Genomic DNA, 21,451 nt, shown 5'->3' on the forward strand with positions numbered 1-21,451 from the left:
CCGATGGGTCGCGAGGAAGTTACGTCGCCTTCCGAACGGCTGCACGGCAACTCTCGCAAGGTTGCGCGGGCATCAAGAGAAGACGATTCCCTCGAAGCATCGGTTTTCGCACAGTTCGCGCAAAGAGAAAGAATCAGCTGTATCCTATACGGAATCGATCCGTCGCTTCAAGCAAAGCATGAGGCAGGCAGACGAAGGAGACCCTATGGCAGCGAACTACCTACTCCGTAATGAGCATCAGCCCAAGCAGGGGCCCGTGGACCACCCCGCTCTCAGCGAAACCGAGCTTGCAAGTACATGTGGGAACACCATTGCCCTCGTGCTCGCGACCGATTTCGGGACAACGCCCCTAAAGGTCGCCTTCGAGGATGAAAGCAAAAAGCCCGTGGTGTGCGGGGAACCGAAAGACGGCGAGAAAACGACGCCCCGCCCCTTGCAGCGTTTTGAGGGCATGACGGTAACAGCGACCGCCGCAATGAGTGCACTCGAAGCGAGGTTCGCGCGCGTATACGTGCTTGCGGGAGGAACGCCCGAGGAGCGCCGCGCGCTTGAGGAGGTGGTCTCGAGCGACATCGCCGCCGTTAGGAACAGAGGCGACGCGCATTGCGATATCGACAACGGCGCGCGCGACAACGAGAATGCGCACGACGACGGAACCACGCATGGAGAAGAGAACGCACCCCGGCAATCGGGCGAAGGCGTCGAATTCATCCCCTTCGACGCCGATGCGGCATATCAGGCCACCATCGACGCCTGCGGGTTCTCCTTGTACGACGTGCCCAAAGGCGTGCTCGATTACGCGGCGCACGGGCTCGAGGACAACCCCTATGCCGACTCTGTCATGTTGCTCGGCTGCGACCAGGTTCGCATCACCCCAGCTCATTTGCTTGAAGTTTGTCGGACGTTCCGCAACAATCCCGCGCTCGACGTCGTGGCATCATGGATTCAGTGGTATCGCCGCACACCGATGCTCATCTCGCGCCGCTTCCTCGAAGACCTCGACGCAAGCGGATTGCGCGAAGCGGGTCCGAACGGCACCGATCGCCCTCTGCCGCGCGTCGCACTGAAGGACGTGGTCTTCGGGGAAGAAACGCTCGCGGCGAATCCCGTCGTGCCCGAAAAGCTGACTGCGTTCGAGAAGGGCCGCACGCTTTCCGCGCGCGAGGCGGTGCAGATTGCGCGGAAAGAAATGGGCGATATCGACCTGCGGGCCAAGGGAGCTTTCGGGAACCTTCACCAGATGAGTGCCTCAGCGCAGCGAGGACTGCCCGAGCAATCGGAGGGGTCCCAGCCGAGGGGAAGCCTCGGGAGCCTCCACAAAGCGAGTTCCGCAGCGCAGCGAGGACTGTCTGAGCGACTGGAGGCCCCCGAGGCTTCCCCAAACCCGCAGAAAGACGCCACCCAGCGCTCGCCCGCCGACGAGGAGCTCATCGCCATCGCGCGTGATGTCGCGTCCCGCATGGATGCCTGGCGCACACAGCTTTCCCATGACGAGCGAGAGAAGCTCGCCCGGGCGGACGCCTGGGCATGGCGCAACCGCGAAGACTTCCCGCTTCTCAACGACCGCAAGCAGAAAAATTCGCTCGCCTACTTAGACTCCGCCGCCACAACGCAGCGCTGCTTCCGCGCCCTGCAGGCGGAGGCCAACTTCAATGAGCACGAGAACGCCAACGTCTATCGCGGTGGCTATGAACTTTCCGCGAAGGCGACGGAGCATCTCAACGACGCGCGAAAAATACTCGAGGACTTCATCGGCGCCGAACGCCGCCAAACCGTCTACACCATGAACGCTTCCGCCTCATGCAACCTGGTGGCGCAATCGTGGGGTGACCTCAACGTGAGCGAGGGCGACCATATCGTCGTCGCCCTTTCCGAGCACCACTCCGACCTTTTGCCGTGGCTGCTTTTGGCGCGTCGCAGAAACGCCGTGCTCGACTTCATCCCTCTCCTTCCCGATGGCAGGCTTGACCTCGAGGAATACGAGCGCCTCCTTGGCCAGCGCCCCAAACTCGTATGCGTCGCGCACGTGTCAAATGTGCTCGGCATCGTAAACCCCGTGGCCGACATGGCCCGCATGGCGCATAAGGCTGGCGCCCGCTTCATGCTCGACGCCGCGCAATCGTTCCCGCACCTCCCTTTCAACGTGAAGGAAATCGGCTGCGACTTCGCCGCCTTCTCCGCCCACAAGATGTACGGACCGCTCGGCATCGGCGGCCTGTTCATCGGGAAAGACGCCTTCGACGAGATGGACCCTGTTGCCATCGGCGGCGGAACGGTCTCGCACGCGGCCGTCGATTCCTACTATTTGCGCCAGGGAGCCGTCCAGTACGAGGTGGGAACGCCGCCTATCGCGCAGGCGATCGGCTGGGCGGGCGCTATCGAATATATGGAAACCCTGGGGATGGACAAAGTTCTCGAGCACGCCGAAGCCATGACGCGATTTGCCGTCCACGCGCTCCACGAGGTGGAAGGCCTCACCATCTGGGGCGATCATACCAAACGCGATGGCGCGGGCGGCCTCGTGTCGTTCTCGCTTGTGAACGCTGCACCCACGCAAATCGGCAGCGCGTGCGGGATGATGGGCGTCGCCATACGCTCGGGCGGGCATTGCGCTATGCCGCTTGCCGCGTCGACGGGCCTGGTGGGAACAGGACGCGCGAGCTTCGCCGTGCACACCACCTGCGAGGATATCGAAGCGCTCGCCGTGGCCGTCGAAATGTGCCGGAGGTTGTACCGATGAACGACAAGAATAAGGTTTTAACCCACGAGCGCTGCGAAGGCGACGCGGATACTTCCCCCTTCGAGCACTCCAGGGACGATGCGAAGACGCGGGAGATCGCCAACCACTACGGTGAGGTAGCCCGCGCAGCAAGCAAAACCTCAAGCGCATGTGAGTGCTGCGAGCCCGACCCCGCACACGCTGGTGAGGCGTTTTCCCTCTACGCGAGCGAAGTGGTCGCAGGGCTCCCGAAAAGCGCGCTCGCCGCAAGTCGCGGATGCGGCGACCCCGTGGCGAAGGCGAATCTTCAGCCAGGAGAACGCGTTTTGGACCTTGGAAGCGGCGGAGGCATCGATGCCCTTATCGCCGCGCGGCTCGTAGGACCCGAAGGACACGTGTTCGGGCTCGACATGACACCCGACATGGTGACGCTCGCGCGCAAGAACGCCGCGGAAGCAAGCGTCGAAAACGTCGAGTTCATCGAAGGCTCAATCGACCAGATTCCCCTGCCCGATGCGTCGGTCGATGTGGTCCTCTCGAATTGCGTCATCAACCTCTGCGAGAACAAGCAGGCCGTGTTCGCCGAGGCGAAGCGCGTACTCGCCCCCGACGGGCGCCTTGTGGTGTCCGATATCGTGGCGTTCTCCCCGATCCCGCAAGGTGCCGAAGAATCGCTGGCGCACATAACTGGCTGCAGACGAGGCATTACGCCGACAGGCCGCTATCGCGAGATGATGGCCGCTTGCAGATTCTCGCACTGCGACATCGAACCTAAAACCATCTATACAATTGACGTGCTGCGGGAAAAGGCCGAGCGAAAAGGGCGCACCGAGGCGCTTGAGACCGCAATGCGCTTCGACGTCGACTCCGTTTGCGGAAGCGCCATCATCTGCGGTCGAGTCCCCGAATAGGAGCCACCATGCTCGACAAGACCGCAGAACACATCGTCGATCGAGCAATCGATGGGAAAGCGCCCACCCGCGACGAGATGCTTACGCTCATGCAAATCGATGCTGGAAGCGCTGAAGCGGCTTACGTACGCTGGGGAGCAGAGGTGCTCGGGCGACGCGCTTCGGGCGGTCAGGGGCAAATCTACGCCCAGATAGGCCTCGATGCCACGCCGTGTCCTGAGAACTGCGCTTTTTGCTCGCTCGCCGCGCGCAATACCCCAAACAAGGGGCGCGCCGAAGTTCCCGACGACGAAGTTGCCCACTATGCAAGCGTTTTCGATGAGGCGAACGTCCACCTCATCTCCCTTATGGCGACCGCCGCATACGGTTTCGACCACTTTTTGCGGGTCGTTACCGCGGTGCGAGCCGCTATAGGAGACGACATGCCGCTTATGGCGAACATCGGCGACATAACGACTGAACAGGCGCACCTGCTTAAAGCGACCGGGGTCCAAGCGTTCTATCACGCGCATCGTCTCAGCGAAGGCGTCATCACCAGTATCGCGCCGAAACGGCGGCTTGCAACCATCTCAGCCGTTCAGGAAGCCGGGCTTGCGCTAATGACCGCCGTGGAGCCAGTGTATCTCGGTGTCAGCCTTGAGGATATCGCCGATCGCATGCTCGAGGTGATATCGCAGAAGCCTTATTGCTCGGGCGTCGGCGTGCTGACCGCCGTGCCGGGAACGGCAATGGAGCGAGAAATTCCCTATACCCGCAGGCAAGCTGCGCACTTTGCTTGCATCATGAGGCTCGTCGCGGGGACATCCATCCCCTTCGGCACAGGTTGCGGCAACGTCGTATGGGCAGACGCTGGCACAAATCCTCGAGGGCGCGACCTCTCCACCGACCCCGACTTTCTTCGCCGCGACGTTCGCAGGTTGCGCAAAGAGCTTGTGCGGGAAGGCTGGGAAGTCCCCAAACGGCCACTTCCCCAGTGGTTCGGCGCTGGGGAAGTGGAATTTGCCCAAACGCGTTAGGAACGCGTCGCAAGCCAAAAGGGGCGACGAAGATAATGGAACGCATTCGCAACCCGCCCACCTGGCAGGCCGAGCGAAGGACAGGCCCTACGCGGCGCGCAAATAAGAAAGGCCGGATCGGTTGCCCCCCTCGCAACCGATCCGGCCTTATCGTCGTAGCAAGGTTAATCGCTACTTGCCCAAGTCAACGAGCGCCGGGAACAGACCTGCTCGCGCCTTCTCGTGCTCTGCAGTCTTCGTTTCCCCGGAAGACTGCGTCGCCTGTGAGCCTTTTACGGCAACACCATCGTACTTGCGCGCCTCCATGATCTTATCGAGTGCTGCATTCATTGAGATTCCCCTTTCTCAATTTACGGTTGCAGCACCCCCCAGTTGCTCCAACCATTCCCCTTAAAAACGCATTCAGAATACCGTTATTAGTAGCCTAACGCAACCATTATTGAGTACTTTTTTGGCCACTCACTAAATATTTTCAACCGCAACTCTAACTTTTTTCGAATTGAGTATTGACTAGTAACAATTTGTATGGTTATTCGTGAGCTCGCGTTATTCAACGCACCCCCAAAGTGACCCCGCAGCTCACTCCCATTCAGCTGCGGGGTTTCCCTTACGGTTCATACGGCATAGAGAAAATCGCCTCGAATGTATTGTCTTTGTCGCAATCCAAGGCTAGCGCCCCACCATAGCGGGAGGCAACATCAGCGACACTTCTAAGGCCGAAGCCATGGCTTCGTGCGTCGCGCTTAGAGGTAACGGGGAAACCGTCTTGAAGCGCAAGGTGACCGCCTGTTCTGCTGTTACTAACGGAAATGAAGAATAGACCAGCCCTCTCGCGACCCTTAACAAGAACAAACCTGTTCGCAGGAGGCTCTACTAAACGGGTGGCCTCGATAGCGTTATCCACGAGGTTTCCGAATACTGTGCACAGATCCGCGTCAGGCACGCTCTTCGCAAGCGACGAGGGTATCTTTAGATCAACCGAAAACCTAATCTTGTCCTGAGCCGACTCCGAAGCCTTTTGCGAAAGCAGCCCGTCGACAAGGTCACTGCCCGTCTTGAACCGACGCTCGAATACGCCAAGTTTCCGCTCAATCGCATCCATGTAGCCAATCGCATCGTCAAGATTGCCATTCTCGACAAAATCCCTGATAGCGATGAGGTGATTCTTCATATCATGATGAAGCATCCTCATGTCCTTTTCTTGCGACAACTCAACCTTCAAGCTTCTCAGGCGGAAAGAATTGGCGGTCTCTTGCTGCATGAGGCGAACCCTCTGCTCGTTGCCGCAGAAAGTTCGCTCCACTGCCACAACGAACATCATGACGAACAAGTGCAGAAGCATGAGATATATTGAGAACTGAAGATAGGGAGCACCGTCCCCCGTGTTCACAACGTAGATAGTCTCTTTAACAAACACCTCAACAGCAATGGCGGAGGTTAGGAGCAGCGCTCGTCCGACGGTTATCTTCTCAATCTGGTCGAACGGTATGGAGAAGTACGGAATAAGAAGAACCGCCCCCACAACCGTATATCGGAAAAGACATTGCACAACGAAATCGCCAAGCGCAGGCGAGCCCATCAGCGACATAGCGCCTTGCTGCAGTACATAGAAACAAGGCAGATTCCACGTGTTATTGGCGATTGTGAAGCAAAGCGCCCCTAGCGCAGCGCAATACATAGCCTTCTCGCTCGAAAGACCTTTCGCAAATTTCAGATAGCGAAAGAAGACGCAGCATCGCCACAAGAGTCTGAAAAAACAGCGAACAAACCAGGACCAAGAAAGAAAATAGGCCCCAGCAGCAGCAAGCACAGACAACCTAAGGCGGCTTTCGTCGGAGGAGTCGAGGGGTCGCGAGGCAAAGCACGAAAGAAGAGGAGCACCAGAATCATCTCGAGGAAAGAATCAACCGTGCGAATAGCGAATTCGCTCATAGCCACGTCCTCACAAACCTGTTAAAGGCCTCAAGAAACTCCCGCCTTCTGTAACGACTGATAGGGATGCTATCCTGATTAGACAGAATGCAAAACCCATCACTAATCGAAGAGATATGGCACATCCCCACCAAATAGCATCGATGGCACCTGAAAAAGCTTCCGTCCGACAGCTTCTCCTCGAAGCTTCTCATTGGCACATTGCACGACAATTCCCCGCCGACGCAGACAACCCTCATCGAATGGGCAAAGGACTCCACGTAAAGGATATCGCGCGATTTCACGAGCTCGACACCTGAGGCCGTCTTCAAGGCAACGCTGTGACCCGTTGAAATGGCTATGGATCTCATAAGGTCATTCAGTAGCAAGTTGAAAGTCACCCGAGAAATCGGTTTGGGCAAGAACCCGAAGGCATGAACCGAATACTCCTCGACAGCATACTGGACCATGCTCGTTACAAAAACGATACGCATCTCAGAGAAGGAGGGTTGCTCCCTAAGCTTTCGAGCTACCTCCATTCCGCTCAGCCCCTCCATGGAAATGTCCAGGAACACGACTTGAGTGTCCGGAGATATACCAGCCAGCATCTCAACGCCAGAGTGAAAGACCGATATATCGAAAGCGCACCCGCGCTCATGAGCAAAATCAAGAAGAGCGGTCGAATTTGATTGCATACAAGAAACTCATCGTCGCATACCGCAATCTTTACGGTAACCAGGCTAGAGCCCTCGCTAGAACCCATAACTTATCCCCTCCCATCTAATGAAACTATATCAAAGGAGCATATCCATTCGTACTTGCTTTCCCTCCATTCGTGCAGCATCCTCCCGCGTTTCACGTCAGCATCGGCGCTACTCGAGCAAACGGCCTTGCACGCCGCACCCCCATCGCCGATAAAACATCTCGCGAGATTAAACACAACTCGCAAAAACACTTTCACAAGGAGGAAATCAATGTCCGAAACAAAGCAGAAGAGCGGAACGGGACCGAGAAAATCCATTCTCCTAACCGTCTTCACCAACAAGAACTTCTGGCTCGCCTTGCTCATCATGATTACGGCTAACGTTGGAAATGCCTGCGTAAAGCAACCTGTAACCCTGATGGGCAGTGACCTAGGATTCACCGCAAGCGCGCTTGGCTTCATTACCTCGCTCTTTACGGTATTTGCCATGCTCGGCCGCGGCCCATTCGGCAACGCAGTCGACCACTCGTGTCACAAGACCTGGATCCTCGCAGCGCAATACGTAGCACGCGGCGCGGTGTTCATCGGCTTCGCATTCTGCATGTCTCAACCCATGTACGTAATTTTGAAGTTTGCACAGGGTCTCACGTTCGGCATGGGCCACCTTGCGATGATGCTCGTTATCGCTGAAACCATGGACAAGAGAGCTCTCGGAAGTGCATTCGGGCTTATTGTTCTCGTCCCCAAACTGCTATCCTCTGTGACCAATAGCATCACCCTGCAAATTACCACCACTTTCGGCGCAGAATACTCCTGCCTTGCAGGTGCCGTCCTCAGCTTTGTCCCCGCCGCACTATGCCTGCTGTTGACCATGCCCACCCGCGAGGCCGACGAGCCCAAGCCCACGAAGACCAAGTTCAGCATCAAGACCTTTGTTAATTACAGGGCCATCCCCTTGGTTCTGATCATGACCTTCGTGTCCATCCCTTCCCTGTTTATCGACAATTTCATGATTCTCTATGGCAAAACTGACGGCATGGAGACCCTGGCACGCGACTACATCACAAACTACATGTGGTGGATGGGAATCGGCTCCTTCTTGGCAGGCTACGCATTTGACCGCTTTGGCTTCAAACGCGTCGGCATCGCACTGGCCATCATGGGAACTATCGCGCAGGCGATTCTCGGTTTCACCACCGACTCGAGCACATGGTTCGTCTCCGCATTGCTGTGCGGCCTTGCCTGCGGCGGCATCGGCGTCACCATGCGTGGTTATGCGGTTAAAGAATGCAACCAGGCAGAAGTGGCGCTCACCGTCGCCACGCTAGGCGTCATGCAGGATGTTGCGAGCCTCGTCGGAACCTCTGCGGGCGGCGTCTTAATCGACGCAGTTGGTTTTGCCACCACCTTCCAAATCCTCACCGTATTCCCCGCCATCGCCTTGATCATGATCATCTGCTTCTTGCCTAAGCTGGTGTCAATCATCAGAGGCCCCGAAGGCGTGAAGGCCGCCGAAGAGTCCGCGAAATAAATGCACATCTAGCAAGAAAAGAGGCAATCATGGCTGACAATACTATAAAAACCGGATGGCGAACCCCCAATCCGCACCGCCCTCCGCACCACGACAATGATGGGAAGCCCAAAGGCGGGATGCCCAATCTCCCCGTTATACCCGCAATCAGGTTTTTCGACAATGTCTCATACATTGGAGACCAGTTCGTCGGGTGCTTTGCAGTCGAGACCTCGGAAGGCCTCGTTCTCATCGATTCGCTATTTCCAGGCGAACGCTATGAAAAGATCATAGAAAACGGCCTGAGCGATCTCGGCTACAGCGGCGATGACGTAAAAGCGGTTCTGGTAACGCACGGGCACTCCGACCACTACGGATGCGCTGGCTATCTGCAAAAGAAGTACGGAAGCAAGGTGTACATGTCGGCGCGAGACGAGGACTTCGCGAAAGATCGCTCCCAATTCTCGCCTTTCGGCTACATGGAGTTCGACGCCGATGGACACCTCTCCGATGGGGAACAATTCACTCTAGGGGATACAACCATCGAGGCGGTATCCACTCCGGGTCACACGCCAGGATGCCTTTCTTTCCTCATCCCCGTTTACGATGAAGGGCGAAAACATACGGCTGCTCTCTGGGGAGGCACCGGCTTGCCACGCGATCGCGAGATGCTCTCCGTGTATCGGGACTCTTGCAAGAAGTTCACATCCGTGTGCGACGAGCGCAACGTCGATGTCGAAATCGCCACGCACCCGTTCGTGGACAACAGCGTCGAACGCTTCGAGGTAGTGCGAAACATCTTCGATGGAGTCGCCAATCCATACGTCATAGGCCGAAATGCCTGTCGACGCTATGAGGACATGTTCCTCAATATGGCGCTCAAAGCCCTGAATAAATAGCTTCTTTTGCCGCCGATGCCCAATTGGTCGTCGGCGGCAAAATCAACCAACGACAAACCCAAGGAAGATATGATGAGCAAGGGGATCATAGCCACCGTCCTCACCAACAAAAACTTCTGGCTCGCCCTTGCCGTCTCCGCAACGGCTCAGATTGGCAACGCCTGCGTAAAGCAGCCTGTAGTATTGCTAGGAAGCGATCTGGGGTTATCAGCCTCAGCCCTTGGCTTTATCGCCTCGGCCTACATCGTTTTCGCTATGCTCGGTTCCGGCCCCTTCGGCAATGCGGTGGATCACACGAGACATACTACGCTTATTCTCTCTGGACAGTATGTCTTCCGCGGCCTTATCTTCCTCGGGTTCTCCCTCTGCAATGCCGTCCCTCTCTATGTAGTCCTCAAGTTCATGCAGGGCCTTTCTTTCGGAATGGGCCACATCGCCATGATGCTCGTCATTGCGGAATCCATAGACAAAAAAGCCCTCGGAAGCGCGTTTGGCCTGATCACGCTTATTCCCAAACTTCTTTCCTCGGCAACTAACGGAATCTCCCTCCAAATCACCCAAACCTCTGGAGCGAGCTATTCCTGCTTAGCAGGCGCAGCATTAAGCCTCGTCCCTGCAGCCCTGTGCCTGTTCCTCACGATGCCCAAAAAAGAAACGGCGTCCAGTCCCAGCGCGACGCACGGGAAGCGCCTTGGCCTGAGTACGTTTGTGAATGTACGAGTTATTCCCTTTGGGCTCATCCTCGTATTTGCGTCAATTCCCTCTCTGTTCATCGACAACTTTCTCGTGTTATACGGAACTACGCCCGAAACTGCCGCGTTAACCAAGAACTACCTTTCGAGCTACATGTGGTGGATGGGAATCGGATCGTTCGCGGCTGGCTACGCCTTCGATCGTTTTGGATTCAAGAAAGTTGCCGCGATACTCATCGTGCTCGCAACGGCAGCTCAGCTTATCCTGGGGCTCTCCTCCAACCCGACCGCCTGGATCCTCTCTTCTTTCCTATGTGGGATTTCAGCCAGCGGAATCGCTTGCGCCACAAGAAGCTATGCCGTGTTGAACTGCCCTAGTGAATCAACAGCGCTAACAGTGGCAACACTGAGCATCATGCAAGACTTTTCCACGCTTCTCGCCACATCCCTCGGAGGCATCATAATCGACGCCTGGAGCTTCGCCCTAGCGTTCAAGGTTGTCGCCTTTGCCCCGCTGATTTCTCTTCCGTTAATCATTTTCCTTTTGCCTAAACTCACAAAGCTCATGACGGAACCCGCTCGATAATAACGTGCGCGCAAACTCGACGACGGCATCTGCACCAGCATGTCAGCTACGATTGTTGCGTCCGGTATGAGCCGCATCGCTACAAAGACTAGCACGTCCCTCCAAAAAGAAAGCCCTGCAGCTGAATGGGAATGAGCTGCAGGGCTTCCTTTTTCTTGGGTGGTTTCACAAGCACCCCATAGTAACAGCGGCAGGGCGCGGCTCAATCGCCTGCGCCCTGCCGCTCATTTTCTATTCGATGTGCCTATTTTTCCAACTGCTTGAGAAACGGAGGCTCTGGCTCATTACCGAAATTCTTGATTGAGTTGACGTACATATCGCGATACATGAGTTCGACGGATCGATAGCCCTCGTAACCCGTAATAAAGGGATGAGGAGTTCCGTCAACGATATTGCGAAGAACATTGAGACGCTCAATGGTGTTGTCAACAAAGGGATGATTCGAGACCTCTCCCGCAACGCCTTCCTTTGCAGCGATTTCCGCAAAGCGCTCACAGGAGGCAAGCTGCTGCTTGCGCTCTTCGAGCGAGCGAGGCGCTCCTGTACCACCCCACATGGCAAGCTTGTACTCGCGCCCGCAGTCGCTTACGTTGAAGATGAACGAGCAGCAGCCAGGCGTATGCCCCGGAGTGTGGTAAATCTGAACGCGGGTATCCCCCATCGTAAACACGTCGCCATCTTCGAAGTACTCGTCCATGTAGTAGTCCAAGGCAGGTCTGTGCGGCGGTCGCTTCCTCGTTGGATCCATAGCAAATTCTTCATCAATCTTGTTGATCATGATTATCGTACCGTACTTGTCGCGGAATAGGTTCGAATCGCCATAGTGGTCTCCGTGACCATGGGTAACGAGGATGTACTTGAGCTCTGCAGGATCGAAGCCGAGAGACTTTATACTCTCTTCGATATAGCCGAAGAAACCCTGGTCCATGCAATCTATCATGAACAGGCCGTCCTCCGTATCGAACAGGTAGCAGGCCTCCATGTCGTTGCCGATGAAGTACATGTTGTCGAACATTCTCGTCGCGGGGTAATCCTGGAAGATGCCGCGGACCATGTTGTCCCCGCAATGAGGGTTAGGCTTGCGCCAATACGATTCATTTGCATTCATGAAACTACACTCCTTTTTAGTCTTCCACGTTTGCCGCTTCGGCAGTCTTCATAAGCTGCCTCATTTTTCCCTGAAGCAAGAAGTAGAAAACCAAACTGACGCAAAGAAGGATGGCGCAAACAATGAAGCAGATAGTATAGCCAGCACCATCGACGATAAATCCACCAATCAAGCTGCCGAAGAGCATGCCGATTTCAACAAGAAGCAGATGGGTGGAAGTGGCCAGCCCCATGCGCTTCTTCGGCTGCAGCTTCATAGCGTCCGCCATAATCACGTTGTTGCCAGCCTTGGCGAAGCCGCACAGCACGCCGGCGATCATAAAGATAGTTGACGTCGGATTGAGCGCAATCAGCAGCAGGCCGACGGCGCGTGCCACAATAGCGATTGCGACGGCAACCTTACCACCGAAGCGATCCTGGATGAATCCAGCGGGAATAGAGATGAAAGCCGTCACAAGGGCCTGGATCGAGAAGAAGAATGCACCCGCCGCCTGGAATCCGAGGCTTGTAGCATAGATGACGATAACGAGATCGAGAACCGCCATCACGAAGCCATCAGCAAGCGTCATGGGCAGCATGATGAAACCAGGCACAGAGAACACCTTATTGAGGCCCTTGGGTTCATTGCCCTCAGAATGCGAACCATCTGCCCGAACGGCATCGGCTTCGCCATTGTGATGCGCTTTCTCGTTGGGGAAAACGATGAACTGCGCAAGGATGATTGCGCAAACCGTGCATGCGGAGGCTACCAAGAAGCTGTACATCGCTCCGTAGGTATTGAAAATCGCCATCGTCGCCACAGGAGCAATAGACTTAACGACTTGGGGGAATGTGGTATAGAACCCCATGGCTGTTCCGAGAACCTTGCGATCGACGGCAACACCCAAAGTCGAGTACAGAGAAATGCTCGCAACCGCAAAGCTAATGCCCTCGATTGCGCGACCAACAATGAACATCTCCTGCGTAGAAGCAAACAAGTAAATCAAGAAGGCGACAAGCTGCACGGTCAGAGCAATTGTCATACCCATCTTTTTAGTAATTCTGTCAACGACAACGCCCCAAACCGGCCTTGCTATCAGCTTCAGGACAACTTGCATTGTTGCGATCATTCCAAGAATGGACACAGCAATACCGAGCGTAACGCCAAACTGGTTAATCGGGGTCTTGACCACCATGGTGGCAAATTGATTGAGGCAGCCAATTGCCAGAACCAGCAAAAAGTTTCTGTTTAGAAGCGTTCTCCACCCGCTCACCTTCGAGCTTTCCTTTTCCATCCCCTCTATTCCTTTCAGATAAGGTTTTATTTTGCCGGCCGGGCTTAAGACAAATGATACGAGGCACCGCACGGGAATAGCATTAAAATTGATGCTATGGTCTCTAATGTCATATTTATTCTCTATAGTGTTTTCGCAGGTGGTGAAATGCCGAAGAAGCTGCGAGACAGGGGTCGCAAATGATGCTACAGCAATTAGAATACTTTAGGGTTCTCGCAAAATTTGAAAACATCAACGCAGCAGCGAAGCAGATACACATCTCCCAACCCGCCCTGAGCATATCCATAAAAAAGCTCGAAACCGAACTGGGTTATCACCTCTTCGACAGAACAGGCAACTCGATTCGCATCAATTACAGAGGCGAGCAATTCCTGGAAGCTGTTAACGACATCTTCGCCGTATTGGAAAGCTTCAAGCAGCGTGCTTATTTACCGAGCGAAAAGCACTATGAGATATGGCTGGGGATGCTGTCTTCCAGCGAAGATGTAATCAACCTTTGCGATGCCTATATGCGAAAGAACGACAACGTCATTATCAGGTTTTTAAGCAGACGATTTCTCGATGGCTCTCCCGAGATGAAGCGCGTTGATTTGTTTATCGGACCGCAGAATCTCCGAACGGAAGGATTCTCTTCAATCCCCCTGTTTTCCTTTCGCGATTACGCGATTATCCCCCGAACCTTTGTCCCCTCAATTCCAAACGAAATAACCCATGAGGAGTTGAAGGACATACCTTTCGCAATGTGCTGTCCGCCAGATATCGCCCAGCCAAGAGCCCTCAAAGGTTTCATCGATGAGGGATACGCCCCGAATCTGAAATTTATCGCCGATTCCCGCGCCGTCGTGATGAGCATCATGAAAACTGGCAAGTACTTTACCACCACGCCCTCCCACGATGTTGCCTGTTATCTCCGCATGGCGCCAAATCTCGTTGCAGTGCCGATCAAACCAAGCGCCTCAACAGGTGCGGACGCAAAGAAGGTCTACGTATCCTGGAAAGATGACGAACTGAGCCCGCAGGCGAGAGACTTCCTCGAGTTCCTAACCACTGAGTTCAAGAAAATAAAGCCCGACCACGAGAAGCGGGGACACGTTAAAGGCTAAGGAGAGCGTCCCTTGCTTCTTCGCAAGGCAAAGGTGAAAACAAAAGCGCCGGATGCCATTCGAGCGGCATCCGGCGCACGGTATCGGGCGCTTCTACGTACGGAGCCATCAGAGGGCGACCCCCGATCGGCCTATCCTTGACGGTACTCGACCCCCATGGTTGGGCCAGGGAAATTCCACGACTCGATAATCGTCTCACCGCAGAGAATCCTGCACGTTCCGCACTCGAGGCAGCCAGCGTAGTCGAACGACTTCACGCCGTCCTCATCTCGCTTGTAGAGCGCAGCTGGGCAAACCTTGATAAGCTTGTCGAACTCGGCGTCATCCACACTCTGGATATCGCCCTTGAGAACAATGTGGGGGGTTTCCTCATCGACCTCGTACTTGTTAACAGCCAAGTATTCGTCGACATTGACGGTAATCTTGATATCACTCATAGCGCCTTCATCGCTCCCATCACGTCTCGGATGATATTCATAAGACCCACCTTCTTGACCGGCGGGAGAACCTTCTTCTTGATCGGCTCCGTTGGCGACCCGTCAACAATGAACATGCCGTTCATGATGTCCCGCACCATAGCCGGATACTCGTTGAACATGCGCGTGAAGTTCTCGAGGAAGGCGGGTTCACCCGCATACTGCTTCAAGTCCTTCATAATGAAGGAGTCGTTGATGGCCGCGACATAGCCCGCAAGGCCCGCCTTCGAGGTATCTCCCGCATCGATGGCCTTCGCAGCTTCCTGACCTGCATACATGCCCGCTGCCACGGCGTAATCCATACCACGGACCATGTAGCCGAAGTTGATGCACATCATTGCGGTATCGCCTGCAAGCAGGACGCCATCGGCGGTCAACTCCGGCATGATGTTGTACCCACCTTCGGGAACAACGTGCCCGGAATGCTCGATCACCTTCGCGTCGCGAATGAGCGGCTTGACCGCAGGGTGATTCTTCAAATCTTCCAACATCTGATAGACGGGAGTCGCGTTGGAGGCGCTCGCGCACGCCTCGATTCCCGCGACGATGCCAAGGGAAATCGAATTCTTGTTGGTGTACATGAACCCGCCGCCGAACGACCCATGGGTCGCATCGCCGGCGAACAGCCAAGCAGCGCCTTCCCCGGGGTTGCACAAAAGCCTGTCCTCGATCGTCTTCTCGTCGAGCTCGAACACTTCTTTCACGCTTACCGCAATTTGGCTTGCGGGCGGGGTGTCGTATCCGACAGCCTGCTTGGCGAGAAGGGAATTCGCACCGTCGCAGAGGATGACGACCTGAGCCGTGATCTCATCCTCGCCAGCGGCGACACCGCAGACTTTACCCGAATCGTCTTTGATCAGGCCCTCGACGGGAATGCCGTAAATGAACTCGGCACCAGCGTCCTCAGCCTTTTCCGCAAGCCATTGATCGAAGGGGGCATGCAGCACGGAGTAAGACGCCTGCTCCTCCTTCTCCATCTCGTCGGATGAGAAATCGATGGTGAAGTTCGAATCGGGCGCCATGAGGGAAATGCGCTCGTGGCAGATTTTGCGCTCGATCGGCGCTTCCTTCTCGAAGTCGGGGAAGATCTTCTTAAGGGAGTGAGCGTAAATGCGCCCGCCCGTCATATTCTTTGCGCCAGCATAATTGCCACGCTCGACCACAAGCACTGCCTTGCCCGCAGTTGCGAGCTCGTAGGCGGCAACACAGCCTGCAAGGCCTGCGCCGACGACGATCGCATCGAAATCCGTTTCCTCAGCCATCGAGTGAGTTTCCTTTCCCTGACACAACCAATTACAATGCCGCAGTTACCGCAGGCAGAACATCCTTGATGTCGCCCACCAGACCGAAATCGCACTGCTTGAAGACGGGGGCGTTCTCGTCTTTGTTGATCGCGAAGATAACGCCCGAGCGGTTGACGCCGACCATATGCTGCATCTGACCAGAAATGCCGGCAGCAACGTAAACCTTCGGAGAAAGCATGAGCCCGGAGACGCCGATATAGGTTTCGGAGGGCATCCATCCCGCGCCTTCGGCAAGCGGACGAGAGCAGCCCAAACCCGCACCCAGCTTGTCGGCCAAATCGCGAGCAAGCTGAAGATCCGCTTCCTCGGAGAAACCGCGGCCTGCGGCGACCACAACGCTCGATTTGTCCAAGTCAGCACCGCTCTTCTCGATCTCGGAGGTCGACACGAGCTTTACCGGGTTAGCAGGAGCGACCCAGTCGAGCGTCTCAACAGCGCCCGCCCCGGAAGCAGCCGCCTCATCGCACAGGCTCGGGGAGACAAGGTAGACCGCCTTTTCGGAACGCGGCTTCTCGATGCGCTCCGCCACGCCACCGAAATACATCCCGCGCACCTCTTCCCCGAAAGAGACCGTCGCGGTAATGGCGGAAGTCGAGAGCTTCGCGGCAATACGACCGGCAATGGTCTTGCAATGACGCGTCGGCTCGACGATGACCACATCCGACTCCTCCGCGAGGGGAAGGAGGGACGCATATGCGTCGTCGACGACCGTGCCATCGGGAACAACCAGATCGACTACCTTGTCGGAAGCGTTTTCGACAACTCCCTCGAAGCAAACGAACGTTACTTTATCGGCCCCGATCGTGCGCGCGCCGCCAGCCAGCTTGACCGCGGAGTCGGAGTGCTCTGCAATAACGAGTGCTTTCATTTTCATACCTGCCTTTACTGAAGAGCGGACTTGAGGGCTGCGGAGAACCATTCGATAGCGCCATCGTCGGAAGCGTTTTTGACTTCGAGCTTGCGCGCTGCCTGCTTCGGGGCCTTGACTTCGACAACCTCGGTGACGTTCTCGCAGGGAGAAGCAGCAGGTTCGACGTTCATGGGCTTTTTACCTGCCTTGAGGATATCGCGCATGCCGGGAATGCGCGGAAGAGCGATTTCCGGCGTCACGGCGATGACGCACGGAGCAGGGACTTCGACAACCTCGGAAACGTCTTCAAGGCGACGCGTCACGGTGAACGAAGAGGTCGCAGGTTCGATGGAAACCGCGCCGTTCACGCTCGGAACGTCCAGTCTGCATGCAAGCTGGACGTCGACCTGCTGCGCATAGTTGTCAGCAGAGCCGTCGCCGCAGAGAACAAGGTCGTATCCCCCGACCTTCGCGATCTCGGCAGCAAGCACCTCAGCGGTTGCGTAGGAATCAAGATCGGAAGCGGAGTCGTCGGCAACCATGAACAGCTCGTCAACACCACGAGCCAGAATGTTCTTCTTGAGCTTCGAATCGTCGATGGAGGAAGGGCCAACAGTAATCGCGCACACCTTCGATCCCTCGTTCGCCTCTGCGAGCTTTGCGGCAGCTTCGATTGCATTCAGGTCGTACGCGGAGACCACCGGCTTCGCCTTGGACATGTCCAAGGACCCGTCGGCGGCGACCTGGATGTCTTGGTCGTCGGCAACAACCTTGATCGCGACGATGATGTTCATCTGAGTACCTTCTTTCAGGACAGCTAATGCTTCACGTGCTGAATTAAAGGTACAGAAGACGAACGCAAAAAGGACCAGACAATATCGAGTTTTGTCTGGTCCTTCTGGGAGTAAAAATCGAAATAACTCGAATGAACTGGGAAATTAGAAATCCGCAAGCCTTGAAGCACAGTTCTTGATGAGCATTTTTGCGACGGTGTGCGGCATGATCTCGTCGGTGCCTTGGGCGATCTGGTTACCACGGCAGTCTCGCCAGATTCTGCCGACGCGGGCATCGTCGGTATAGCCAACCCCGCCGAAAATCTGGAGCGCCTCGGAGGCGACCTCCGTTGCAGCCTTAGGAACATAGTACTTCATGAGCGCACAGTCGAGATGCTGCTGGTCGGCATCCGCGCCGTTCGATATGGACTCCGCGGCACGCGTGACGAGCATATCCATTGCCCGCAGCCTCACCGCCATGTCGGCAACCTTCTGCTGAATCTGGGGGATTCCGCCAAGATTGCGCCCATGCGAAACGTGCGTCGCGCAGCGTTCGAGCACGTCGTCCATGGCCGCCTGAGCGAGCCCCAAGCTCGATGCGCATATGAGGATTCTCCCGAGCTCGTATTGCCGCTCGAGCATCTGGGACAACTTGCCTTCCGTTTGAATTTGCCAATCGGGATTGAGCTTGACGTGCTCGAACTCTATGCGCGCAGGGGCGAGCATCTCCTGACCCACCGTGTTAAGCGGAAAGGTCGACACGCCGGGCTCGTCGATCGGAACGAGCCATAAAGACACCCCGCCGTCAGCAGTGCCGTTCACCATATCGCGGGTATAGACCAGCGTTCGGGGAATGTACTGGCCATTAGCGACGAAGGTCTTCACGCCGTCCAAGAATATGCCGCCCTCGTCAACCGTGACCTCGGTCGTAACGGAACCGGACTCGCCCTGCCCACCTTCCGAGAACGCCTGGGAGAACGCCACCCTGCCGTTGCAGCTCATCAAATCCTCTGCAATCTCTTGCTGCGAAAGGATGCGCATGGTGGAGAGCAGCGCCATGGAATTCATGTCCGTCAAATAAGGCATCGTCGCGCCCGCCCTGCGCATAAGCCGCGCGACGAGGGCAGCACGCGCGATGAAGGGGCCGTCGAACCCACCGGCCATCGGGGGCAGGCAATATTTCCCCAACTCGCTTTCATAGAACGCGCGATACTCAGCTTCGGGCACACCGCGAGAGATGCGCCATTGCCTGATGCGGTCTTCGGTGATGCGCTCATCGCAAAACTCGTCGACGATGTTTTGAACGTGCTCGACCAAATCGTCGTGCGCGCATTCCCTCATTTCATTAGCATGCATTCTGCTCACCCGCTTGCCTCATGGTGTCAACAACAAGCGCTCTCAGCGCCTTTTTGTCTATTTTGCCATTCCCCAACTGCGGGAACTCGTCGAATTTGAGAACCACATCGGGAATCTTCTGCTTTTCGACCAGCCCTTTAGCATACTGCCTCAAGTCTCGGGAATATGCGTCACGCCCCTGCTTCATCATCACCGCGAGGCACGTTCGCTCGCCGAGGTCTGGATCGGGAAATCCCACAAGGCAGCATGAGTCTATGTCGCCCCGCTCGTCGTAAATGCGCTCGACCTCGGCGGGAAAGATGTTCACTCCGCCGCGGATAATCATGTCCTTGATGCGGCCGACGATAGTTATGTAACCCTCATCGTCCATCTGGGCCACATCACCTGTGCGAAACCACCCATCTTCCAAATCAAGCCGCAAACTGCCATCGGGCTGGAGGATCCCCTTCATCATAGAAGCGCTCTTGCAGAGCAGCTCGCCGGAATCCGGATCAAGCTTCGCCTCCGCCCCCTTGATGCAGAAGCCGGCGGTGGCGGCGCGGCGTTCTGCAGGCAAATCAAGCGGCGTGACGGTAAGCGTTGCGGCGGTCTCGCTCATACCGTATGACTGCATGATCCGGCAACCAAAGCGGCACTCGAAATCGACGATGACGCTCGCAGGGCATCCGGCACCGGCAACAAGCCCCGCCCGCAGCGACGAGAAATCCCACTCGTCATCCTGGTTCTCACGCAACTCCCTCACGAACATCGTGGAGACCCCGAGATGCACCGTCGCCCGCTGCCCCGCAATAAGCTGGCATGCAATGCGGGAATGGTATTTCTCACTGCTCACAAACGTGGCGCAGCTCACGAGCGTCGCAAACATCCCGACAACGCCGAACACGTGAATGAACGGAACGGGCACGAATATCCGATCGTCGGGAACGAGACCGAGCGATTCCTTGAGCGCAATGCCATTGAGAGCGAACGAAGAGAGCTTGTTCACTATCGCCTTCGGGCGTCCCGTGCTTCCCGAGGAGAAGACCACTATCTCGCTGTCTGCGTCGATGTGGCGAAAATGACGCGACTCATCGTATCCCGCCTGAGAAATGGCTTCGCTTATCAGGGGAACAGGAGCGCAGAGGCATCCGACCGCAAGGACATGCGCGCTGGGAAACGCCTGCCGAGCGACGTCGGATCCATTGGGTGTCGACATGATGATGACGTCGGGATTAAGCGAGCTCGCGCAGCGGATGAACTCCTCATCCGGCAGCGTAGGGGCAAGCAACACCACTCTCGCACCGCACATCTGCACGGCAGCGATGATAACCGGGAACAAAAGGACGTTGGGCGAGGAAAGCACCACCGTCGAACGAGGTCCGCAACCGCACGTGTCCTCCAGGTAATACGCAAGCGCGTTCGCGTCGCGGTAGGCATCGAAATAGGTGATTGACTCGTTCTCGCTCGCCCCGAGTCTGCACCATCCGCGCGTCGCGAAGCCCGCGCGAAGCATGCCGACGAGCGAAAGCTCAGGATAGCCGCGCTCGTCAGGCGATTTCACGCTGCTATGGTTTCCTGCCATCGTTTCCCCTTCCGATTCCCCACCGAACGTCGCTTTGGGGCCTAAGTCCCTCAGCGTCCCTCGCAAGCGAGCAGCGCGGCCCCAAATGCACCGTTGAACTGGGCAAATTCAGATGTTTGAATCGAGCAGCCAAGGCGCTTCTCGAACCTTTCGCGCAGCGCGTCGTTCAAGGCGACCCCGCCTGTCATAGCGACTGGCTCGACAAGGCCGATGCGCCTCACCAGGCCATAGCTTCTATCCACGACCGATTCGTGGACGCCCGCGACGATATTCGAAATCGGTTCGCCGCTTGCGAGCTTCGAGACAACCTCGGACTCCGCGAAAACCGTGCACGTTGACGATATGGACGCGACGGCATTCGATGCGCGGTCGTACTCCGACAACTCGCAGACCGCGATGCCGAACACGCCGGCCATCACGTCCAGAAACCGGCCCGTTCCAGCTGCGCACTTATCATTCATCACGAAGTTTTCCAGCTCGCCATCGGAGGACAGGCGCAAAACCTTTGCATCCTGCCCGCCGATGTCGATAATCGTCCGAGCACCACCGAACAGGCGGGAAGCACCCTTGGCGTGGCAGGAGAGCTCGGAGACCTGGGAGTCCGCCCAATCCATGAGCTTGCGCCCGTAACCCGTGGCCACCGACCTCGCCACGTCGTCGAGCGCAATCCCAGCTTGCGCGAGCGCATCGCGCAAAGCGC

The 21,451-nt window shown here is 56.4% G+C and carries 20 protein-coding genes; 7 read left to right on the top strand and 13 right to left on the bottom strand.

Annotation, left to right across the window (positions count from 1 at the left end; translation table 11 throughout):
- Positions 1-205: 205 nt before the first annotated feature.
- The 3 genes from Q0G85_RS05865 to Q0G85_RS05875 are packed head-to-tail and all read left to right on the top strand — an operon-like array spanning position 206 to position 4,646.
- Complete coding sequence (locus Q0G85_RS05865) at positions 206-2,740, top strand: aminotransferase class V-fold PLP-dependent enzyme (RefSeq protein WP_297155650.1); 2,535 nt, start codon at positions 206-208, stop codon at positions 2,738-2,740.
- A complete protein-coding gene (locus tag Q0G85_RS05870) occupies positions 2,737-3,630 on the top strand; it encodes a methyltransferase domain-containing protein (protein WP_297155653.1) in 894 nt (297 codons plus the stop codon). The genes Q0G85_RS05865 and Q0G85_RS05870 overlap by 4 nt, the downstream gene beginning before the upstream one ends.
- 8 nt (positions 3,631-3,638) lie before the next feature.
- The gene (locus Q0G85_RS05875; protein WP_297155655.1) at positions 3,639-4,646 is read left to right on the top strand and encodes a hypothetical protein; all 1,008 of its coding nucleotides are present in this window, start codon (positions 3,639-3,641) and stop codon (positions 4,644-4,646) included.
- Between the two features lie 171 nt (positions 4,647-4,817).
- On the opposite strand, the gene Q0G85_RS05880 is transcribed toward Q0G85_RS05875, so the two are convergent.
- The 4 genes from Q0G85_RS05880 to Q0G85_RS10330 form a co-directional block, all read right to left on the bottom strand.
- Positions 4,818-4,976: a hypothetical protein gene (locus Q0G85_RS05880; RefSeq protein ID WP_297155657.1), complete on the bottom strand. Its 159-nt coding sequence runs from the start codon at positions 4,974-4,976 to the stop codon at positions 4,818-4,820.
- Positions 4,977-5,253: 277 nt separating this feature from the next.
- The gene (locus tag Q0G85_RS05885) at positions 5,254-6,234 is read right to left on the bottom strand and encodes a sensor histidine kinase (RefSeq protein ID WP_297155659.1); all 981 of its coding nucleotides are present in this window, start codon (positions 6,232-6,234) and stop codon (positions 5,254-5,256) included.
- Between the two features lie 122 nt (positions 6,235-6,356).
- On the bottom strand, positions 6,357-6,578 hold the full coding sequence (locus Q0G85_RS05890) for a hypothetical protein (protein WP_297155660.1): 222 nt from the start codon (positions 6,576-6,578) through the stop codon (positions 6,357-6,359).
- Positions 6,575-7,252, bottom strand: a complete 678-nt coding sequence (locus Q0G85_RS10330) for a LytR/AlgR family response regulator transcription factor (protein WP_367116872.1) — start codon at positions 7,250-7,252, stop codon at positions 6,575-6,577. The genes Q0G85_RS05890 and Q0G85_RS10330 overlap by 4 nt, the downstream gene beginning before the upstream one ends.
- Before the next feature lie 279 nt (positions 7,253-7,531).
- On the opposite strand from Q0G85_RS10330, the gene Q0G85_RS05895 reads away from it, so the two are divergent.
- Genes Q0G85_RS05895 through Q0G85_RS05905 form a run of 3 tightly spaced genes read left to right on the top strand, consistent with a single transcriptional unit; the run spans position 7,532 to position 10,947 of the window.
- Positions 7,532-8,791 (top strand): MFS transporter, encoded by a 1,260-nt coding sequence (locus Q0G85_RS05895; protein ID WP_297155662.1) that lies wholly within the window; start codon positions 7,532-7,534, stop codon positions 8,789-8,791.
- A 29-nt stretch (positions 8,792-8,820) separates the two neighbouring features.
- Positions 8,821-9,669 carry an MBL fold metallo-hydrolase gene (locus Q0G85_RS05900; protein ID WP_297155664.1) on the top strand — a complete coding sequence of 283 codons (849 nt, stop codon included), beginning with the start codon at positions 8,821-8,823 and terminating at the stop codon, positions 9,667-9,669.
- A gap of 15 nt (positions 9,670-9,684) precedes the next feature.
- A complete protein-coding gene (locus tag Q0G85_RS05905; RefSeq protein ID WP_297155666.1) occupies positions 9,685-10,947 on the top strand; it encodes an MFS transporter in 1,263 nt (420 codons plus the stop codon).
- A 244-nt stretch (positions 10,948-11,191) separates the two neighbouring features.
- Here Q0G85_RS05905 and Q0G85_RS05910 read toward each other — a convergent pair whose 3' ends face one another.
- Together Q0G85_RS05910 and Q0G85_RS05915 are read right to left on the bottom strand one after the other, a co-directional pair.
- Positions 11,192-12,055, bottom strand: coding sequence for an MBL fold metallo-hydrolase (locus Q0G85_RS05910; protein ID WP_297155668.1), 864 nt, complete (start codon positions 12,053-12,055; stop codon positions 11,192-11,194).
- 16 nt (positions 12,056-12,071) lie between these two features.
- On the bottom strand, positions 12,072-13,328 hold the full coding sequence (locus tag Q0G85_RS05915) for an MFS transporter (protein ID WP_297155670.1): 1,257 nt from the start codon (positions 13,326-13,328) through the stop codon (positions 12,072-12,074).
- 179 nt (positions 13,329-13,507) lie between these two features.
- Between Q0G85_RS05915 and Q0G85_RS05920 the strand changes: the two genes are divergently transcribed.
- Complete coding sequence (locus tag Q0G85_RS05920) at positions 13,508-14,431, top strand: LysR family transcriptional regulator (RefSeq protein WP_297155672.1); 924 nt, start codon at positions 13,508-13,510, stop codon at positions 14,429-14,431.
- 131 nt (positions 14,432-14,562) lie between these two features.
- On the opposite strand, the gene Q0G85_RS05925 is transcribed toward Q0G85_RS05920, so the two are convergent.
- From Q0G85_RS05925 to Q0G85_RS05955, 7 genes are all read right to left on the bottom strand, one after another.
- Positions 14,563-14,868, bottom strand: coding sequence for a ferredoxin family protein (locus tag Q0G85_RS05925; RefSeq protein ID WP_297155674.1), 306 nt, complete (start codon positions 14,866-14,868; stop codon positions 14,563-14,565).
- Entirely contained in the window at positions 14,865-16,169 is a 1,305-nt protein-coding gene (locus Q0G85_RS05930) for an FAD-dependent oxidoreductase (RefSeq protein ID WP_297155676.1), read from the bottom strand. The genes Q0G85_RS05925 and Q0G85_RS05930 overlap by 4 nt, the downstream gene beginning before the upstream one ends.
- A gap of 31 nt (positions 16,170-16,200) precedes the next feature.
- Entirely contained in the window at positions 16,201-17,079 is an 879-nt protein-coding gene (locus tag Q0G85_RS05935) for an electron transfer flavoprotein subunit alpha/FixB family protein (protein ID WP_297155678.1), read from the bottom strand.
- A gap of 14 nt (positions 17,080-17,093) precedes the next feature.
- The gene (locus tag Q0G85_RS05940) at positions 17,094-17,855 is read right to left on the bottom strand and encodes an electron transfer flavoprotein (protein WP_297155680.1); all 762 of its coding nucleotides are present in this window, start codon (positions 17,853-17,855) and stop codon (positions 17,094-17,096) included.
- Positions 17,856-17,999: 144 nt separating this feature from the next.
- Entirely contained in the window at positions 18,000-19,190 is a 1,191-nt protein-coding gene (locus tag Q0G85_RS05945) for an acyl-CoA dehydrogenase family protein (protein ID WP_297155682.1), read from the bottom strand.
- Positions 19,180-20,751 (bottom strand): class I adenylate-forming enzyme family protein, encoded by a 1,572-nt coding sequence (locus tag Q0G85_RS05950; protein ID WP_297155684.1) that lies wholly within the window; start codon positions 20,749-20,751, stop codon positions 19,180-19,182. The genes Q0G85_RS05945 and Q0G85_RS05950 overlap by 11 nt, the downstream gene beginning before the upstream one ends.
- 50 nt (positions 20,752-20,801) lie before the next feature.
- Positions 20,802-21,451: acyl-CoA dehydratase activase (locus Q0G85_RS05955; protein ID WP_297155686.1), on the bottom strand; the 650-nt coding region annotated here is incomplete at its 5' end.

The organism is uncultured Ellagibacter sp., from assembly GCF_934617235.1.
Classification (GTDB): domain Bacteria; phylum Actinomycetota; class Coriobacteriia; order Coriobacteriales; family Eggerthellaceae; genus Ellagibacter.

What these genes read in the sequence shown, in the direction of transcription:
- Q0G85_RS05940 (WP_297155680.1), bottom strand. Translation starts at nt 17,855, where the DNA reads ATGAACATCATCGTCGCGATCAAGGTTGTTGCCGACGACCAAGACATC.
- Q0G85_RS05875 (WP_297155655.1), top strand. Translation starts at nt 3,639, where the DNA reads ATGCTCGACAAGACCGCAGAACACATCGTCGATCGAGCAATCGATGGG.
- Q0G85_RS05930 (WP_297155676.1), bottom strand. Translation starts at nt 16,169, where the DNA reads ATGGCTGAGGAAACGGATTTCGATGCGATCGTCGTCGGCGCAGGCCTT.
- Q0G85_RS05945 (WP_297155682.1), bottom strand. Translation starts at nt 19,190, where the DNA reads ATGCATGCTAATGAAATGAGGGAATGCGCGCACGACGATTTGGTCGAG.
- Q0G85_RS05950 (WP_297155684.1), bottom strand. Translation starts at nt 20,751, where the DNA reads ATGGCAGGAAACCATAGCAGCGTGAAATCGCCTGACGAGCGCGGCTAT.
- Q0G85_RS05865 (WP_297155650.1), top strand. Translation starts at nt 206, where the DNA reads ATGGCAGCGAACTACCTACTCCGTAATGAGCATCAGCCCAAGCAGGGG.
- Q0G85_RS05910 (WP_297155668.1), bottom strand. Translation starts at nt 12,055, where the DNA reads ATGAATGCAAATGAATCGTATTGGCGCAAGCCTAACCCTCATTGCGGG.
- Q0G85_RS05890 (WP_297155660.1), bottom strand. Translation starts at nt 6,578, where the DNA reads ATGAGCGAATTCGCTATTCGCACGGTTGATTCTTTCCTCGAGATGATT.
- Q0G85_RS05920 (WP_297155672.1), top strand. Translation starts at nt 13,508, where the DNA reads ATGATGCTACAGCAATTAGAATACTTTAGGGTTCTCGCAAAATTTGAA.
- Q0G85_RS05880 (WP_297155657.1), bottom strand. Translation starts at nt 4,976, where the DNA reads ATGAATGCAGCACTCGATAAGATCATGGAGGCGCGCAAGTACGATGGT.
- Q0G85_RS05870 (WP_297155653.1), top strand. Translation starts at nt 2,737, where the DNA reads ATGAACGACAAGAATAAGGTTTTAACCCACGAGCGCTGCGAAGGCGAC.
- Q0G85_RS05935 (WP_297155678.1), bottom strand. Translation starts at nt 17,079, where the DNA reads ATGAAAGCACTCGTTATTGCAGAGCACTCCGACTCCGCGGTCAAGCTG.
- Q0G85_RS05915 (WP_297155670.1), bottom strand. Translation starts at nt 13,328, where the DNA reads ATGGAAAAGGAAAGCTCGAAGGTGAGCGGGTGGAGAACGCTTCTAAAC.
- Q0G85_RS05925 (WP_297155674.1), bottom strand. Translation starts at nt 14,868, where the DNA reads ATGAGTGATATCAAGATTACCGTCAATGTCGACGAATACTTGGCTGTT.
- Q0G85_RS05885 (WP_297155659.1), bottom strand. Translation starts at nt 6,234, where the DNA reads ATGTCGCTGATGGGCTCGCCTGCGCTTGGCGATTTCGTTGTGCAATGT.
- Q0G85_RS05905 (WP_297155666.1), top strand. Translation starts at nt 9,685, where the DNA reads ATGCCCAATTGGTCGTCGGCGGCAAAATCAACCAACGACAAACCCAAG.
- Q0G85_RS05900 (WP_297155664.1), top strand. Translation starts at nt 8,821, where the DNA reads ATGGCTGACAATACTATAAAAACCGGATGGCGAACCCCCAATCCGCAC.
- Q0G85_RS10330 (WP_367116872.1), bottom strand. Translation starts at nt 7,252, where the DNA reads ATGCAATCAAATTCGACCGCTCTTCTTGATTTTGCTCATGAGCGCGGG.
- Q0G85_RS05895 (WP_297155662.1), top strand. Translation starts at nt 7,532, where the DNA reads ATGTCCGAAACAAAGCAGAAGAGCGGAACGGGACCGAGAAAATCCATT.